Raw genomic sequence first — 17,454 nt, forward strand, 5'->3', positions numbered from 1 at the left:
GGATCAGGCCGATTTGGCCAGGTTGCGCAGCACGAAATGCAGTACGCCGCCGTTTTCCACGTATTCCTTTTCCACCGCCGTATCGATCCGGCATTTCAGCGTGATCGTCTTGACCGTGCCGTCGCCATAGGTGATCTCGCAGGGCAGTTCGGCCAGCGGGGTCACGCTTTCCAGCCCCTTGATGGTAACCGTCTCGTCACCCTTCAGGCCCAGCGACCTGCGGGTGTCGCCGCCGGTGAACTCGAACGGGATGACGCCCATGCCCACCAGGTTCGAGCGGTGGATACGCTCGAAATTTTCGGCGATCACGGCCTTGACGCCCAGCAGCGCGGTGCCCTTGGCCGCCCAGTCGCGGCTGGAACCGGCGCCGTATTGCTCACCGGCGAAGATGACCAGCGGGGTGCCCTGATCCTGATAGGCCATGGCGGCCTCGTAGATCGAGGTCTGCTGGCCGTCCGGCCCGAGCGTATAGCCGCCCTCGACATCGTCCAGCATCTCGTTGCGGATGCGGATATTGGCGAAGGTGCCGCGCATCATCACCTCGTGGTTGCCGCGACGCGACCCGTAAGAGTTGAACTCGCGCACCGGCACCTGGTGATCCAGCAGGTAGCGGCCTGCGGGCGTGCTGTCCTTGAACGAACCCGCGGGCGAGATGTGGTCGGTGGTGACCATGTCGCCGAGGACCGCCAGGACCTTGGCGCCCTCGATATCCGAGATGGTGCCGGCCTCTTTCGACATGCCCTGGAAATAGGGCGGGTTCTGCACGTAGGTCGAGCTTGCGGGCCAGTCATAGGTCTCGGAATCCGAGGTTTCGACCGACTGCCACTTTTCGTCGCCCTTGAAGACATCGGCGTATTTTTCAAGGAATGCCTCGCGCGTGACGGTCTTTTCGACCAGGTCGGCGATTTCCTTCTGGGTCGGCCAGATATCCTTGAGGTAGACGGGGTTGCCGTCCCGGTCGGTGCCCAGCGGCTGCGTGGCGATATCGACATTCATGTCGCCGACCAGCGCATAGGCCACCACCAGCGGCGGCGAGGCGAGGTAGTTGGCGCGCACGTCCGGGGAAATGCGGCCCTCGAAGTTGCGGTTGCCCGACAGCACCGAGGTGGCGATCAGGTCATTCTCGCTGATACATTTCGAGATTTCCTCGGCCAGCGGGCCCGAGTTGCCGATACAGGTGGTGCAGCCGTAACCCACCAGGTTGAAGCCCACCGCATCGAGATCGTCCTGCAGCCCGGCCGCTTCGAGATAGGCCGAAACCACCTGCGAGCCCGGCGCCAGCGAGGTTTTCACCCAGGGTTTGCGGGTCAGCCCCTTTTCGCGGGCCTTGCGCGCCACCAGGCCCGCGCCGATCATCACATAGGGGTTCGACGTGTTGGTGCAGGAGGTGATCGAGGCGATCACGATCGAGCCGTCATGCATCTGGTATTTATGCTCGTCGGTGGTGACGAAGCCGCGCTTATGGTGGCCCTCGTCGCCGGGGATCTCTACCGGCTCCGGCGCGCCGCCTTCGCCTTCCCAGCGGTTCTCGGCCTGCGGGCTGACATCCGAGCCCGAACGGATGCCCTTGACATACTCGCCGAAGGCGCGGGCCGCCTTGTCGAGCGCGATGTAATCCTGCGGGCGTTTCGGCCCCGAGATCGCGGGCACGATGGTGCCCATGTCCAGCTCCAGCGTGTCGGTATAGACCGGGTCGTAATCCGCGCTGCGCCAGAAACCGTTTTCCTTGGCATACGCTTCGACAAGCTGCACGCGCGCCTCGTCGCGCCCGGTCTGGCGCAGGTAGCGCAGGGTTTCGGCGTCGATGGGGAAAAAGCCGCAGGTGGCGCCGTATTCGGGGGCCATGTTGGCGATGGTCGCGCGGTCGGCCAGCGGCAGGTGATCCAGCCCGGGGCCGTAGAATTCGACGAACTTGCCGACGACGCCCTTGGCGCGCAGCATTTCCACGACCTTGAGCACGAGGTCGGTGCCGGTGGTGCCTTCGACCATGGCGCCGGTCAGCTTGAAGCCGACGACCTCGGGGATCAGCATCGAGATCGGCTGGCCCAGCATCGCGGCCTCGGCCTCGATCCCGCCCACGCCCCAGCCAAGGACGGCGGCGCCGTTGACCATGGTGGTGTGGCTGTCGGTGCCCACCAGCGTGTCCGGGTAGGCCACGGTTTCGCCGTTCTGGTCCTCGTCGGTCCAGACGGTTTGCGCGAGGTATTCCAGGTTCACCTGGTGACAGATGCCGGTGCCCGGCGGCACCACGCGGAAATTGTTGAACGCGCCCTGGCCCCATTTCAGGAACTGGTAGCGTTCCATGTTGCGTTCGTATTCGCGGTCCACGTTCATCTGGAACGCGCGCGGATTGCCGAACTCGTCGATCATGACCGAGTGGTCGATCACCAGGTCGACCGGGTTCAGCGGGTTGATCTTCTGCGCGTCGCCGCCAAGGGCCTTGATCCCGTCACGCATCGCGGCCAGGTCGACGACTGCCGGAACGCCGGTGAAATCCTGCATCAGCACACGCGCCGGGCGATAGGCGATCTCGCGCGGGTTCTTGCCGCCCTGCGTGGCCCATTCGGCGAATGCCTTGATATCGTCGGTCGTGACGGTCTTGCCGTCCTCGAACCGCAGCATGTTTTCCAGCACCACCTTCAGCGCGGCGGGCAGTTTGGAAAAATCGCCCAGGCCCGCGGCCTCGGCGGCGGGGATCGAGTAATAGGCGACGCTCTGGCCGCCCGCGCTCAGCGTCTTGCGGGTCTTGGCTGTATCCTGTCCGACTGTGATGGGCATCTGTGTCTCCGTCCTTTCGGCGATTACTTGGCTGGCACGCTTCTGCCGCATCCCTCGCATCCGTTCAAGGGGGGTGTGCGGAAAATGTATACCATTGCACACAATTTTTCCAGCGCCGCGGTCACCGCGCTCTCGCAAAGGCTTGATTGGTTATTTCAGGCGCGCTTGCCTAATGTCCGAACCGACAGGCAGACACAAGGATCGAACATGCGACAACTGAAGCTCTGGATCATGGCCACGATGCTGGCATGGGGGGCCGCGGCCCATGCGCAATCGCAGCCCGTCGTGGTCGAGCTTTTCACCTCGCAGGGGTGTTCGTCCTGCCCGCCGGCCGACAGGTTCCTGCACGAGCTGGCCGCGCGCGACGACGTGATCGCGCTGGCGCTGCACGTGGATTACTGGGATTACATCGGCTGGAAGGACAAGTTCGCCAGCCCGCGCAACACCGCGCGGCAAAAGGCCTATGCCGTGGCGGCGGGGCGGCGCAGCGTCTACACCCCGCAGATGATCATCGACGGCGGCGACCACGTCGTCGGCAATCACCCGATGGACGTGGCCGAGCTGGTGCGCGCCCATGCCGAGCGGGCGCGGGCGGTGACGCTGAACGTCACCCGGCTGGATGCCGACCGGCTGCGGATCGAGGTTACGCCCAAAGACCGGACCGGTGCGCCGATGGTGATTCACCTCGTGCGCTACCGCCCCGAGGAAACCGTCGATATCAAGAAGGGCGAGAATGCCGGCAAGCGGCTGAGCTATGCCAATATCGTGAGCGAATGGACCGTGCTGGCCGAATGGGACGGCCGCGCCCCCCTGCGGATCGAGGCCGAGGCGCCGGGCAAGCAGCCCGCGGCGGTGCTGGTCCAGCGAAAGGGGCCGGGCCTGATCGAGGCGGCGGCGCTGCTGCGCTAGGCGTCGCGCGCCCTACACGTCCTCGCTGCCGGCCTTTTTCCAGCGGCGGTGAATCCAGAACCACTGGCCCATATGGGCGCGCACCAGCTTTTCCAGCTCGTCATTGACGGCGCGGGTCATGGTTTCGGGGTCGGTATGCGGGATCGGCGCCTCAAGCCGCACCACGAAATCCAGCCCGTTCGCCTGCCGGATCGAAAAGGTGGGAATCAGCAGCGCGTCGTATTTCAGCGCCAGCTCGGCCGTGACAAGCGAGGTGCGCGCCGGCTGCCCGAAAAACGGCAGGGCGGGCGCCCCCCCGACATAGAGATCGGTCAGCACGCCCAGAACGCCGCCGCCGCGCAGGTGCTTGACCAGCTGCATCATCCCGCGCCGACCCTGTTCGAACATCGGCGTGCCGATCGCGCTGATCGAGCGGACGTAATGGGCGTTGAAATACGGGTTGCGCATCCGGCGATAGAGCGAGCCGATATTGTGCCCGCGCGCGATCAGCGCCGCGCGCGCGGTGTCGTAATTGCCGAAATGCGCGGTCACCAGGATCACCGGGCGGCCCTGGGCGCGGGCCTCTTCCAGCGCGGCAAGGCCCGGGCCTTCGATCGGGCAATCCTTGACCCGGTTCACGAAATCGGGGCCCGAATAAATCTCGATCAGGGTGCGTCCGGCATTGTCGGGCACCGCGCGGACCAGCCGCTCGACCTCGTTCGGGGTCAGGTCGGGCATCACGTGGGCCAGGTTGCGGCGCACGCGCCCGCGCCAGCCCGCGACCGGCGCGATCACGCGCGAGGCCAGCCAGCCCATCAGCGGCACCCGCCAGCGATAGGGCAGGCTGAGCGCCAGCCCGAAAAAGCTCCGCACCGCGAGGTTGGTCGCAAAATATCGCAGCCGTGTGGGCAGGGGCAGGTCGGGGGCACTCATTTCTGTCTGGCAGCCTTGCCGAAGGTTTCGCGGTGCCAGACATAAAGCCCGGCCCCCACGATCACAAGCGCGCCGAGGATGGTCCAGAGGTCGGGGAACTCGTCGAAGAACAGCATCCCCCAGATCGTCGCGAAGATCAGCCCGGCATAGGCAAAGGGCGCCAGCATGCTGGCCTCGCCCAGCCCCAGCGCCTTGATCAGGCACAGCTGCGACAGCGTGCCGAACACCGCGATCATGCCCATCAGCATCCAGCCGACCGGCCCCGGGTCCTGCCAGTAGAACGGCACCGCGACGGTAAAGATCACCGCCCCGAACAGCGCGGTATAAAGCAGCGATGTCCACGGGTTCTCGTTGCGGCCGACAAAGCGCGTGGCGATGTTGTAGGCCGAATAGCTGAGTGCCGCGACAAGCGGCAGGATCGCGTAGGGCGAGAACACCGCGCTGCCGGGCCGGATGATGATCAGCGCCCCCACCAGCGAGGCCGCGATGCCAAGGGCACGCCGCAACCCGATCTTTTCATTCAGGAAAATTGCCGCGCCCAGGGTGATCAGGACCGGGTTGATATCCATGATCGCGGTCGCCTCGGCCAGCCCGATATTGGCCACGCCGAAGAAAAAGAACGTGGTGCCGAACATCAGGAAGATCGAGCGCGCCAGTTGCAGCCACGGGTATTGCGTGCGCGCGATGGTGTTCAGGCGCGGCGCGACAAGGATCAGCACCATCGTGGCCTGCCCGGCATAGCGCGCCCAGATCGCCGGCACCGGGCCGGTGTGGCGGGCCAGTTCCTTGGCGGTGGCGTCCATTGCCGAGAAAAAGAAGATGGCGGTGATCATCAGGGCGATGGCCTGCCCGGTCTGGCCGAGGCGGATCATCGCGGCACCGTTTCGGTTATCGCGGTCATGGCCCATGCTTTAAGCGCCGCCGCGCGGGCTGTCCAGCGGGGGCGGGTCATCCCGCGTCGTCGGGCTCCTCGCGGGTCTGCAGCGCGATCTCGCCCGCGCTTTCCAGCGTGCGGATCGCCGCGATCAGCGCGTTCTGCGCCTCTTCCCCGGGTTTTTCCCTGACCGGGCCGAGTTCGGCCATCTCCTCGCGCAGCCCCTCGGCCATGCGTTTCGAGATGTTGGACAGCACGAATTCCGCCGCGTCCCGCGCATCGGCGCCGGCATCGGCGGAAAACCGCAGGGCGGTGACGATGGTGGGCTGATCGACCTCGCGCAGGATGCGGGGAATATCGGGCGGCGCGATGCGGGCGGGGATGTCGGCGAAGACGAAGATGGACTTGCGCACCCGGTCGGCGAAGGCGCTGTCCTCCTCCTCCAGCCCCTGCAGGAGCGCGTCGCGCGTGGCCGAGGGCGACAGGTTCAGGATCGCGCCCACCCGCCGGTCGGGCGCGTCGGCAAAGGCCCGTTCTGGCACGTCGTCCAGCTGCGTGGCCAGCGACAACCCGATGCGATAGACCGCGTCGGGCGTGATCGTGCCGGTCTGCGACACCGCATAGGTCAGGTGCCGGGCACGTTCGCCGGGCAGGGCGCCCAGCAGGTCCGCCGCGCGGGGCGTGTCGAGCTTGGACAGCACCACCGCCGCGATTTCCGTCGATTCGCGGTCGACGATGTCCAGCAGGGCGGGCAGGTCCAGCGCGCGCAGCCGGTCCCACGGATCGCCCAGTTGGCGCACCCCGGCCTCGCGCCGCAGGCGGGCGGCGGTCCGTGCGCTGATCCTGCCGTCAAGCTCGCTCAGCGCGCCGGTCAGGCCGCGCGGAAAGCTCAGTCCGATCTGTTCCAGCTCCTGCGCGAATTCGCCGATCACCTGCGCCAGCGTGGCGCGGTCGACCAGCCGCATCCGGCCGATCTGCTGGGTCAGCGCGGCCTGCAGATCCTCGGGCAGGTCGGAAAGGGACAGCGGTGCGCCTTCGTTCAGAAGGAAACGCACCACGATGGCCGCCTTCTGGCGGCGGGTCAGGCGCGGCGCCTGCGGTTCCGGGGCGCGCGCCGCCTGTGCGATGGGCGTCAGCTGGGTCATGCCTGTCCTTAACTGGCTGCTGGGGCCAGTTAACCGCTCAGGCGTAAAGAAACCCTTTCGCGCCGTGGATCAGCTGTTGATCTGGGCGACGCAGGCCTGGCTGTCGGCATCCCAGACGGTGCCTTCGGCGCAGGACATGGCCTGATGGGTCTTGCCCGCGCACGTGGCCGAGGCCAGTGCCGGCACCGTGATCAGGGCCAGCGCGGCAAGTGTGGTCTTGATCTTCATCGGTTCTCTCCTGTTGGCATTTGCAACGGGGAAGAGAGTAGCACGGCTTGACCCAAGGTCAAAACGCCGAGTGGCGGGCGGGCACGGGTGGTGTGGGGGATGCCCGGTAAATCGGCATGTGTCGAAGTTGCGACCAATGTCCTGACCGGGGCCGTTTTTGAGGGCAGGGTGACAGAGGGCAGCGCACGGCCGCGGTCGGGCGACCTGACGGTTGTGGCTGGCATTTTATGGTGCAGCCACTTCCTACCTCAGATCGTGGCATTGGCGGCAGCCAATCGCCCGGCCGGGGGGCGGCCGTGCGATGCCCGGGCCGCTTCGCGGCTGTTCCGGGCAGGGTACGACGTTCAAACGACCGCCGCACCACCCCCGACACCCCGTCGGGCGCGCGTCACCGGTCGCTCAGCACTCGCCGAAGACGCGGGTAAAGATCGTGTCCACATGCTTGGTGTGATAGCCGAGGTCGAATTTCTCCTCGATCGCGGCGGGGCTCAGCGCGGCGGTCACCTCGGCATCGCCCAGAAGCTCGGTCTTGAAATCCTTGCCTTCCTCCCAGACCTTCATCGCGTTGCGCTGGACCAGGCGATAGGCATCCTCGCGGCTCACACCGGCCTGCGTCAGTGCCAGCAGAACCCGCTGGCTCATCACCAGGCCGCGGAACTTGTTCATGTTGGCCAGCATGTTGTCGGGATAGATCACCAGCTTGTCCACCACCTGCGTCAGCCGGTTCAGCGCGAAATCCAGCGTCACGGTGGTGTCGGGGCCGATGCCGCGCTCGACCGAGGAATGCGAGATGTCGCGCTCGTGCCAGAGCGCCACGTTCTCCATCGCCGGGATCACCGACATGCGCACCAGCCGGGCCAGCCCGGTCAGGTTCTCGGTCAGCACCGGGTTGCGCTTGTGCGGCATCGCCGAGGAGCCCTTTTGCCCCTTCGAAAAGAATTCTTCGGCCTCCAGCACCTCGGTGCGCTGCATGTGGCGGATCTCGATGGCGACATTCTCGATGCTGCTGGCGATCACCCCCAGCGTGGCAAAGAACATCGCGTGGCGGTCGCGCGGGATCACCTGTGTGCTGATCGGTTCGGGCTTGAGCCCCATCATCGAACAGACATGCGCCTCGACCTGGGGGTCGATATTGGCGAATGTGCCCACCGCGCCCGAAATCGCGCCGGTGGCGATTTCTTCGCGCGCCAGCTGCAGGCGCAGGCGGTTGCGGTCCATCTCGGCGTAGAAGCGGGCAAAGGTCAGGCCCATCGTGGTGGGTTCGGCGTGGATGCCGTGGCTGCGCCCGATCCGCACGGTCATCTTGTGCTCGAACGCGCGGCGCTTCAGCGCGTCCAGCAGGTTGTCCATGTCCGACAGCAGGATGTCGGCGGCGCGGGTAAGCTGGATGTTGAAGGTGGTGTCCAGCACGTCGGAGCTGGTCATGCCCTGGTGGACGAAACGCGCCTCGTCGCTGCCCACATGCTCGGCCAGATGCGTCAGGAACGCGATCACGTCATGCCGGGTCACCGCCTCGATCTCGTCGATGCGGGCCACGTCGAATTCCACGTCCTTCGCCTTCCACACCGCTTCGGCGTTTTCCTTGGGGATCACGCCCAGCTCGGCCATCGCGTCGCAGGCATGGGCCTCGATCTCGTACCAGATGCGGAACTTGGTGGCAGGTTCCCAGATGGCGGTCATGTCGGGGCGGGAATAGCGGGGGATCATGGCGGCAGCCTTTTTCGTTGCTCGTTGCGTGCGCCCGCCTCATACCGTTCGTGCCCGGCAGGGGCAAGGCGGCAGGGCGCGTGCCCGCGGATTGACGCGGGGCCGGGCGGTCAGGCCAGGCCGGTTTCGATCCGCGCGCCGCGTTCCAGCGTGCGGTGGACCGGGCAGCGGTCGGCGATCTCCAGCAGGCGGGCGCGCTGGTCGTCGTCCAGGTCGCCCTCGATCGTGATCCGGCGGGTAAAGAGGTCGATCTTGTCGTTGCCCTGCGCGCCGGCATCCTGCGCATGCACCTTGTCGTGGCTGACATCGACCGAGACATGCGCCAGCGGCCAGCCCTTGCGCCGCGCATACATGCGGATCGTCATCGAGGTGCAGGCCCCCAGCCCCGCCGCCAGGAACCCGTAGGGCGACATGCCGCGATTGGTGCCGCCATAGGCGACAGGCTCGTCCGCAACCGCGTGGTGATGGGGCCCGTCCTGAACGTCCTGCAGGAACCCGGCGGGATCGGCCTCGGACACGCGCACGATGCCCTCGGGCGCACCGGGCGGCGGGGCGGGTGGGGTCAGCTTCAGATACCGCCCGGCCCATGCCGCGATGACCTCGGCGGCGTATTCCGCATCGGCGGGTTTCGAGATCAGGTGGTCCGCATCGTCCAGCGTGACGAAGCTCTTGGGATGTTTCTTGGCCCGGAAAATCCGGGTGGCGTTGCCGATGCCCACCACCGCGTCGCGCGGTGCGTGCATCACCAGCAGCGCGGCCCGCATCTGTCCAAGCGACTCGTCCAGCCTTGCGCCGTCGATATCGTTTATGAAGGCCTCGCCGATCGAGAAACGGCGCCCGCCCAGGTCCACCTCGGCCCGTCCCTGCGCGCGGATGTCGGGCAGGGCATCGTCGAAATGGCGCAGCACGTGGCCGGGCGAATGCGGCGCGCCGATGGTGGCGACCGCGCGCGCGCCGGCGATGCGGGGCGCCGCCCGGATCACCGCCGCGCCGCCCAGGCTGTGCCCGATCAGAAGCGCCGGCGCCATGCCGCGCCGGGACAGGTAGTCCGCCGCCTTTTCGATATCCTCCACGTTGGAGCTGAACGAGGTGTTGGAAAACTCTCCGCCGCTGTGGCCGAGCCCGGTGAAATCGAACCGCAGCACCGCGATCCCCATCGCCGCCAGCCGCGAGCTGATCCGGCGGGCGGCGGGGATATCCTTGCCACAGGTAAAGCAATGGGCAAACACCGCCGTTGCCAGGTGCGGCCCGTCCGGCAGGTCGAGCCGGGCGGCCAGGTTGTGACCGTCATGGCCGGGAAAGCTGATCCGTTCGCTGGGCATGGGCATCCTTTCGCTGGCAGTCGGAAAAAGGGTGCGGGTTGCGCCGCCGGGGTGCAACCCCTTCGGCGCCCGCGTCACGGGATGGTGAGGGGCGGGCGCCGCCCTCAGCCGCCCATCAGCGCGGTGTCGAACGGGTATGCCGTCAGGTTCTCGAAACCGTCCTCGGTGATCAGCACCTGGTCTTCCAGCTTGATCGAGAAATCGCCGCCGACCTCGCCCACCAGCGCCTCGACGCACAGCACCATGCCCGGCTCCAGCGCGTAATCGAAACTGCCCGGCACCGCGTGGTCGGGATAGGCGACCAGCGGCCACTCGTCGCACAGGCCGACGCCATGCATCAGGCAGCCGTATTTCTGCGCCTGGTATTTCTCGTGCAGCACATGGGTATTGGCCGAAAGCTCGGGGATGGTGACGCCGGGTTTCAGCATCTCCATGTTGGTCATGATATGGTCGTGCGCGTGCTGCATCGCCGCGATCATGTCGGGGCGCGGCGGGCGGTCGCCGATCCACCATGTCCGGCTGATATCGGTGCAGATGCCGTAGCTGCCCACAAGGTCGGTGTCGAAGGCCACGATCTCGTTCATCTGCACGATGCGCGGGCCGCATTCCTGGAACCACGGATTCGTGCGCGGCCCCGATGTCAGCAGGCGGGTTTCGATCCATTCGCCGCCCCGGCGGATGTTTTCGGCGTGCAGCACGGCCCAGATATCATCCTCGCTGACGGTGCCGGTGGGCACGTTTTCGCGCGCGAATTTTTCCATCTCGGCGCAGGCGGCCTCGCATGCGTGGATCGAACAGCGCATCGCCCTGATCTCGTCGGGCCCCTTGACCGAGCGGGCCTTTTCGGTGACCTCCTCGCCCTCCATCACCGCGAATCCCTGCGCCTCGAGCGCGCGCAGCCCGTGCAGCATGACCTTGTCCACCGCCAGCCGCATGTTGCCCGGCGCGTGGTCGGCCAGCAAGTGCCGCACTTCGTTGGAAAACACGTCCGCCGCCACGTCCACCTTGTCGCCCCGGTCGAAATAGAACAGGTCCGCGCCGGACCGCGCCTCGCGCACCAGCGGGTTGAATTCGCTCAGGAAAGGCGAATTCTTGTAGTCCCAGATCACCATGTAGCCATCGGCGCACAGCAGCACCGCGCGAAACGGGTTGTGGGTGTTCCAAAGCTGCATGTTGGTCGAGTCGGTGGCGTAGCGGATGTTCAGCGGGTCGAACATCAAAAGCCCCGCATAGTCGCGCTCGGCCACGTGCCGCGTCAGCCGGTCCCAGCGATAGCGGCGCATCGCCTGAAGGTCGGGCAGCTCCAGCCCCGCCGCCGCCCATTCGCCAAAGGCCAGCCGCGTCGGGCCGATCTCCACCCGGTCGGCATCGTTGGGGGTGTTGTCGCCCAGCCGCGCGCCGCGGGTCGGGTCGATCTTGCGGGTGTCGCTGTAATGCAGGGTCATCGCCGGTCCTCCGCCCTTGGGGCAGGGTGGCGCCGGTCGCGGGCCCGCGTCTTATCCCTTTGCGACCTGTCCGCAGGTCGCTTTCGGGCCTGTCGCGGAACTGTTGCGGAACCTTCACGCGGCTGTCGCGCAGGGTTCACCGGCCTGTTGCCTGCGCTTGGGATCGCTTCGTCATTCGAATCCAACTGGAGAGTCCTGATGACGAGCAAACCGCTTCTGGCCCTGTGCCTTGCTTCCACCGCCCTTGCCGGGGCCGCCCTGGCCGAGGGCATCGGCTATGGTCCGCGCCCGGCCTACCTGATCGACCGCATGGAAGACGGGCCGTTGAAAACCAAACTGGCCTCGTGCCTGGGCCAGACCCCCAGCCGCAGCATGTTCTCGATCGGCCACCGTGGCGCGCCGCTGATGTTCCCCGAACATACCGCGGAATCGAACCGCGCCGCCGCGCGCATGGGGGCGGGCATCCTGGAATGCGACGTGACCTTTACCAAGGATCACGAACTGGTCTGCCGTCACGCGCAGAACGACCTGCACACCACCACCGACATTCTGGGCAGCGATCTGGCCGACACCTGCGTTGCGCCCTTCGCCCCCGCCAATGGCGACACACCCGCCACCGCCGAATGCCGGACCTCGGAAATCACGCTGGCCGAATTCCGCGGCCTGACCGGCAAGATGGATGCCGCCGACAAGGCCGCGACCACGCCCGAGGGCTATATGAACGGCACCGCCAACTGGCGCACCGACCTCTATTCCGTGCAGGGCGGCACGCTGATGACCCACGCCGAATCCATCGCGCTGTTCAGGTCGCTGGGCGCGAAATTCACCCCCGAACTGAAAAGCCCCTCGGTCGAGATGCCGCATGACGGCTTCACGCAGCAGGATTACGCGCAAAAGCTGATCGACGAATACAAGGCAGCCGGCATTCCCGCCTCGGACGTGTGGCCGCAGTCGTTCAACCTCGACGACGTGCTTTACTGGATCGAGGCCGAGCCCGAGTTCGGCAAGCAGGCGGTCTTTCTGGTCGAATGGCATGACGGGTTCGACGAACAGAACCCCGAGACCTGGCAGCAGGATTTCGCCGCGCTCAAGGAACAGGGCGTGAATTACCTTGCGCCCTCGCTCAACATGCTGGTGACGCCGAAGGACGGCGATTATGCCGCCTCGGACTACGCCAGGGCCGCGCGCGAGGCCGGGCTGACGCTGATCGCCTGGACGCTGGAACGCTCGGGCCCGCTCGGGTCGGGTGGCGGCTGGTATTTCCAGTCGGTTGCCGAGGTCACCGACACTGACGGCGATTACTTCAACGTCCTGCGCGCCCTGCACGAAGATGCCGGCGTGGCCGGCGTGTTCAGCGACTGGCCCGCGACCGTGACCTATTACGCCAACTGCATGGGGATCGACTGATCCCGCAGGTGGGGGGCGCGCGCCGCGCGTCCCCTGCCGTTTCGCACCGGGGCGGCTTTTCCTTTGCCCGGTCCGGCGCTAAGCAGGGGCATGATCCTGCAAACGCACCTTCCTTACGATATGTCGCCGAAACCCCTGCCGGGGATTGCGCCGCTCGATCCCGATGACTGGCTCATGGTCGACGACGCCTTTGCCGCGCAGATGGCCGAACGCGCCCGGCTGCTGTCCGAGCGCCGCGACGAGGTTCTGGCGCTGGACGACAGCGCGCGGCCCGCAGCCGGTGAGCTGCTGGACGAGGTGCTGGCGGCGCTGGACAGGCGCGCCGACTACGGCATCAGCGAAAACGGCGTGCGCCGCCCCGACGGGGTAACGGTGCCGCTGGACCGCACCGATCCGCTGGGCACGCTGGGCCACCTGGTGCAGCAGGATTTCTGCATCCTCGAAAAGCGCGGCGGCGAAGACGAACACGTAATGACCGGCGCGGTGCTGTGCTTTCCGGCAAGCTGGACCCTGTCCGAGAAATTCATGCGCCCGCTGATCGGCATCCACGTGCCGGTCGCGGTCTATGACGACAACATCGCCCGCCGGGTGCAGCGCCTGTTCGACGGTATCCGCCCGGGCCGGCCGCTGTGGCGGTTCAACGCGCTGAACTATGCCGACCCGGCCCTGCACCAGCCGCGCAGCGAAACCGACCGGCGCCCCGAACGCCACGGGCAGGACGCGCCCTACCTGCGCAGCGAACGCCAGAGCCTGTGGCGCCTGCCGGACACCGGGGCGGTTGTGTTCGGCATCCACACCTTCGTCCTGGCGCGGTGACAGGCGCCAGATGGGTCTGCATTTCGTGTCAGGGGGGTGCCTTTGCCCTGAAGGTCGGCGCCAAAGCGGCATGTCACTGCGCCGGGCGCAAGCATCGGCAGCGCGGGACTTTCTGCCATTCGGGCGGTTCGCAACAGAAGGGCATCGCACGGCCGCGGTCGGGCGATCCGACCTCTGTTCGTGGCAGTTTATCGTGCAGCCCCCTCCTGCCTCAGATCATGGCACTGGCGGCAGCCAATCGCCCGGCCGGGGGGCGGCCGTGCGATGCCCGGGCCGCTTGCGCGGCTGTTCCGGGCAAGGTGCGGGGGTCAACCGCCACAGCGGGCGGGCACGACGGTGGGCTGACGCCCCGCCACCGGCCATCCGCCGGTAACGGGGCGCAGGGGTCATGCGGCGCGCAGCACCACATGCGGTTGCCCGTCCGAGGTGCGCTCCGCCGTTATACCCTGCCCGTTGACGGTGCAGCGGATCTGCCTGCGGAAGGCGCTGAACAGCGCCGAGGCGGCAACATCCACCGCCTCGTCGAAGACCAGCACCAGACGCCAATAGCCGCCCGTGGCCGCCTCGACCGCCTTGATGCGGCCGGTAAAGCCATGGCCGAGGTACTGCCCGGTCACGCGCTGGCCCACCTGCCAGCGCGGCGTTGCCACCTCGTCCGGCGCCGCGGCGCTGAGCGTGTTCCAGTTGCGATAGCCCCATTGCCGGGCGATCGCCTCAAGCGCCGCCGAATGGCTGAGCGCCGTGCCGCCATCGGCCATGGTGGCGCGCAAACGCCTGGCCTGATCCTTGAGAGCCGCGCGCGGCGGCAGCATGTCATGGGTCATTTTCCCATCTCCCACGGGTCCGGTGACGGTGAACGGGGTTCGCGTTGCCGTCCTGTCGCGACCCCTGGTCGAGAAGGGACAAAAGGCAGGTCGCAGGGCTTCACCATGGCCAATGGCCCGCGAACGGCCGGAGCCTGCATCCGGCCGCCTAGATGGGGCGCGCGCCGCCCGCTGTCAAGCCCGCGCGCCTAGCGGTCGATCTGCGCGCCCATGATGGACAGCGATTCCTGATAGACCGAGGCCGCGTTCCATTCCTTGAGCACGTTGTAATTATGGCTGCCCTTGCCATAGGGCTGGCCGGGCCGCCATCCCTTTTGCCGCAGGTAGTTGGCGGTCGAGGCCAGCGCGTCGGACTGGTCGTAGAAATCCACCCGCCCGTTGCCATTGGCGTCGATGCCGTATGTCATCGCGTTGCCCGGCAGGAACTGGGTATGGCCCAGCTCACCATGCCTGGCGCCCCTTGTCTCGGGGGTGATCGACCCCCGGTCGACCAGCTGCAGCGCGCCGATTGCGTGGGGGATGAAGAATTCGGACCGGCGGCAGTCATAGGCCAGCGTCACGATGGCCGACACGACCGAGCTGTCGCCCATGAAACGACCGAACCCGGTTTCCATCCCGTGAATGGCGATGATGACGCCCGCGGGCACGCCGAACCGCCGTTCCAGCGCGGCATAGAATGCCGCATCGCGCGCCTTGCGCTGGCGGCCCTGTTTCACGATCGTGGCCGCGCCGCGGATCTGCATGAATTTTTCCAGGCTGTAGCGAAAGCTTTTCTGGTTGCGGTCGGCGGCAATCGTCCCGCTGGCATAGCGCGCGCCCACCAGCGCCTGCAGCCCGCGTTGCCCCACGCCCGCGCGCTGCGCAGTGCGGGCGAAATCGGCCTTCCAGGCGTCGAACCCGGTCGCATTGTTGCCGCAGGGGGCTGCCAGCGCGGGCGCGGCAACCAATGTGAAAAGGATGGTGAATGCGGTGCGGATCACGGGCTGGAACCTCTTGTCATGCAATGAAAAAGGGTTTGGCGTCACCCAAGGTAACGCCAAACCCCCGCTGCATAAAGCTCGGATCTCCGGGCGGTTCAGGATGCCCCCAGAACGCTGGCCACGGCCTCCGAGCTTTGTGTGACCGTGAATGCCCCCGTCAGCCCCAGCAGGAGGGAGGCGGCAAGCCGCATGGCGACCGGCCCGTCCTGTTCCATGCGCAGCGCGGCCAGTTCCTCGGGGGTGGCGTCGCGGCGCAGGTCGGTGATCCTGTGCGCCTCGTAGCTGCGGATATGGTCGTCATGCTGCGGCGCGATGCCCGCGGTGGCGGTGATGCGGTCGGCCTCTGTCACCTCGGGGACGCGGGCGGCGATGCGGGCGGCATCGGCCTGCGTCAGGCGGCGGGTTGCGCCGGGGCGTTCGGCCGAAACCCGGCGCGGCGCGACCTTCATCGCCGGCAGCGGGGCCAGCGGACGCTCGGCGGCGCGGATCACCTTGCGGGCCTCCTCGGCGCTCAGGCGGGTTGCGACCGATTTCGCATCGCGCCGGACACGGCGCGGCGCCACCTTCATGTCGAGCCGGGCCAGCGGCTCCAGCGCGGCGCGAAAGCGGTCGGCGGGAATGCACACCCCGGTATCGAGCCATTCGACCCCCTCCACCGGCAGCGCGTCGAGCACGTGGCGCAGGACGCGGGTCAGGCGGATCTGCATCGCCCGGTCGCCGCCGAAGCCGCCATTGTCGGACCCGCCGATGCTGAGCGAAAGCCGGCGTTCGTCCCCCTCGTGATGCCAGCCGGCACGCAGCGTCAGGCCGGCGGTCCTGACCGTCACGCCGTCCAGCATGTCGGTCTGCGTGGTGATCACCGCATCGTCGCTTTCCTCAAGCGCGGTTTTCAGGATTCCGGCCAACTGGTCAACACGCACACACTCATCACCGGCAAGAACGAGGCTGGTCGAAATCGTCTGGATCTGGAAGTCGAACATTGGCTTTTCCTCTCTCGGGTCCGTGTTTGTCTCTGCCACCGAATACGCGCTTGAATTGTGCCGCGACTGTGGCGGCAGCACCGGCCCGGAGGTGGGGCAGAGGGATAGGTTCGCCATGTTCCGGCCGCATTTCGGGCCGGTTTTATATCCGTTCGGGCGTATTCCCGTGCGATCGGGTGCGGGCCTGTTCGTCCGGTCATGGAATCGTCTCCGAATACGCACGATTCCGAACCCGCGTTGCCATGATGCGCGCGGGGCCGTAGATTCGGGGCGAACGGCGCAGCAACAGGGGCACGGCATGGAGCAGGAGGGGATCGACGGCAGTTACCGGGATGGCGATTTCGGCGAAATGGCCTATCTCTACGCGCCGGTCGGCCTGGTGGTGACCGAGAACCGGGTGATCCGCGACTGCAACCTGGCCTTCGCGCGCATGTTCGGCTACGAGCGCGCGGCGCTGCGCGACCGGCTGTTCGCGATTCTCTATCCCAGCCAGGAAGAGTTCGTGAACATCCGCAATCGCGGCATCAAGGATCTGCGCGAAAGCCGGGCCTACTGGGACGAGCGGGTGATGATGCGCAAGACGGGCGATCTGTTCTGGTGCCGGGTGCGCGGCCATTCCTTCACCCCCGACGAGCCGCTGATGCGGGCGGTCTGGTCCTTTGCCGACCTGTCCGAAACACGCCCCTACCAGCCGCTGACCCGGCGCGAGCGCGAGGTGATGTCGCTGCTGGGCGAGGGCATGACCAGCAAGGAGATCGCGCGGGCGCTGGACCTGAGCTTTCGCACGGTCGAGGTGCATCGCGGGCGGCTGATGCGCAAGTTCGGGGTGCGCAACACCGCGGGGCTGGTGCAGGCGCTGGCCGGGCTCGGCGGCGCGCATATGGTGCCCCACGGCAAGCGCCCGGCAGAGGGATGAGGCGTCAGGGCCTCGGTCTTCGGAGACAGGGCATCCCGCGCGAAACAGCGGCCGAAGGCCGCCGCGCATCGCCGGGCCGCCCCCCGGCACGGCGATTTGGTGACGTTCGCACAACATTTTGAGCGTTCATGTATCTGGCTGGCATAAAGCGCCGCCGCTCGACCGTCGGATCGCCGCACCGCGGCCCGTCGATGCGCGCCACCGCCACACC

The 17,454-nt window shown here is 67.0% G+C and carries 15 protein-coding genes; 4 read left to right on the forward strand and 11 right to left on the reverse strand.

Translation table 11 applies throughout. From position 1 onward, the window contains the following. Positions 1–3: 3 nt before the first annotated feature. Entirely contained in the window at positions 4–2,778 is a 2,775-nt protein-coding gene (gene acnA / locus F3H87_RS04740; protein WP_149786195.1) for an aconitate hydratase AcnA, read from the reverse strand. Between the two features lie 207 nt (positions 2,779–2,985). Here acnA and F3H87_RS04745 point away from each other — a divergent pair, with 207 nt between their 5' ends. Beyond that, on the forward strand, positions 2,986–3,687 hold the full coding sequence (locus tag F3H87_RS04745) for a DUF1223 domain-containing protein (RefSeq protein ID WP_149786194.1): 702 nt from the start codon (positions 2,986–2,988) through the stop codon (positions 3,685–3,687). Between the two features lie 12 nt (positions 3,688–3,699). Here the strand turns inward: F3H87_RS04745 and F3H87_RS04750 are convergent, their stop codons facing one another. The 7 genes from F3H87_RS04750 to dddP all read right to left on the reverse strand — a co-directional run bounded on the left by F3H87_RS04750 (position 3,700) and on the right by dddP (position 11,320). Beyond that, positions 3,700–4,599: a lysophospholipid acyltransferase family protein gene (locus F3H87_RS04750; RefSeq protein ID WP_149786193.1), complete on the reverse strand. Its 900-nt coding sequence runs from the start codon at positions 4,597–4,599 to the stop codon at positions 3,700–3,702. Continuing rightward, positions 4,596–5,471 carry a DMT family transporter gene (locus F3H87_RS04755; protein ID WP_223227959.1) on the reverse strand — a complete coding sequence of 292 codons (876 nt, stop codon included), beginning with the start codon at positions 5,469–5,471 and terminating at the stop codon, positions 4,596–4,598. Before F3H87_RS04755 ends, F3H87_RS04750 begins: the two co-directional genes overlap by 4 nt. Before the next feature lie 76 nt (positions 5,472–5,547). Next, complete coding sequence (locus F3H87_RS04760) at positions 5,548–6,618, reverse strand: flagellar motor switch protein FliG (protein ID WP_149786192.1); 1,071 nt, start codon at positions 6,616–6,618, stop codon at positions 5,548–5,550. Positions 6,619–6,687: 69 nt separating this feature from the next. Further along, positions 6,688–6,846: a carbohydrate-binding module family 14 protein gene (locus F3H87_RS04765; protein ID WP_149786191.1), complete on the reverse strand. Its 159-nt coding sequence runs from the start codon at positions 6,844–6,846 to the stop codon at positions 6,688–6,690. A 399-nt stretch (positions 6,847–7,245) separates the two neighbouring features. After that, positions 7,246–8,553 (reverse strand): adenylosuccinate lyase, encoded by a 1,308-nt coding sequence (gene purB / locus F3H87_RS04770; protein WP_149786190.1) that lies wholly within the window; start codon positions 8,551–8,553, stop codon positions 7,246–7,248. 110 nt (positions 8,554–8,663) lie between these two features. Beyond that, complete coding sequence (locus tag F3H87_RS04775) at positions 8,664–9,875, reverse strand: bifunctional alpha/beta hydrolase/OsmC family protein (RefSeq protein ID WP_149786189.1); 1,212 nt, start codon at positions 9,873–9,875, stop codon at positions 8,664–8,666. Positions 9,876–9,979: 104 nt separating this feature from the next. Further along, entirely contained in the window at positions 9,980–11,320 is a 1,341-nt protein-coding gene (gene dddP, locus F3H87_RS04780; protein ID WP_149786188.1) for a dimethylsulfonioproprionate lyase DddP, read from the reverse strand. A 198-nt stretch (positions 11,321–11,518) separates the two neighbouring features. Between dddP and F3H87_RS04785 the strand changes: the two genes are divergently transcribed. Together F3H87_RS04785 and F3H87_RS04790 are read left to right on the forward strand one after the other, a co-directional pair. Further along, entirely contained in the window at positions 11,519–12,727 is a 1,209-nt protein-coding gene (locus F3H87_RS04785; protein WP_149786187.1) for a glycerophosphodiester phosphodiesterase family protein, read from the forward strand. A gap of 90 nt (positions 12,728–12,817) precedes the next feature. Then, positions 12,818–13,543 (forward strand): heme-dependent oxidative N-demethylase family protein, encoded by a 726-nt coding sequence (locus F3H87_RS04790; RefSeq protein WP_149786186.1) that lies wholly within the window; start codon positions 12,818–12,820, stop codon positions 13,541–13,543. A gap of 386 nt (positions 13,544–13,929) precedes the next feature. Here F3H87_RS04790 and F3H87_RS04795 read toward each other — a convergent pair whose 3' ends face one another. From F3H87_RS04795 to F3H87_RS04805, 3 genes are all read right to left on the reverse strand, one after another. Then, positions 13,930–14,367, reverse strand: a complete 438-nt coding sequence (locus F3H87_RS04795; protein WP_149786185.1) for a glyoxalase superfamily protein — start codon at positions 14,365–14,367, stop codon at positions 13,930–13,932. A 188-nt stretch (positions 14,368–14,555) separates the two neighbouring features. Then, positions 14,556–15,347 (reverse strand): lytic murein transglycosylase, encoded by a 792-nt coding sequence (locus F3H87_RS04800; RefSeq protein ID WP_149786184.1) that lies wholly within the window; start codon positions 15,345–15,347, stop codon positions 14,556–14,558. Between the two features lie 95 nt (positions 15,348–15,442). Then, positions 15,443–16,327: a hypothetical protein gene (locus F3H87_RS04805; protein WP_149786183.1), complete on the reverse strand. Its 885-nt coding sequence runs from the start codon at positions 16,325–16,327 to the stop codon at positions 15,443–15,445. A gap of 298 nt (positions 16,328–16,625) precedes the next feature. Here F3H87_RS04805 and F3H87_RS04810 point away from each other — a divergent pair, with 298 nt between their 5' ends. Next, entirely contained in the window at positions 16,626–17,243 is a 618-nt protein-coding gene (locus F3H87_RS04810) for a PAS and helix-turn-helix domain-containing protein (protein ID WP_149786182.1), read from the forward strand. The last annotated feature ends 211 nt before the right edge of the window (positions 17,244–17,454 follow it).

Origin of the sequence: Lutimaribacter pacificus, from assembly GCF_900142185.1 — a bacterium.
GTDB lineage: Bacteria > Pseudomonadota > Alphaproteobacteria > Rhodobacterales > Rhodobacteraceae > Lutimaribacter > Lutimaribacter pacificus.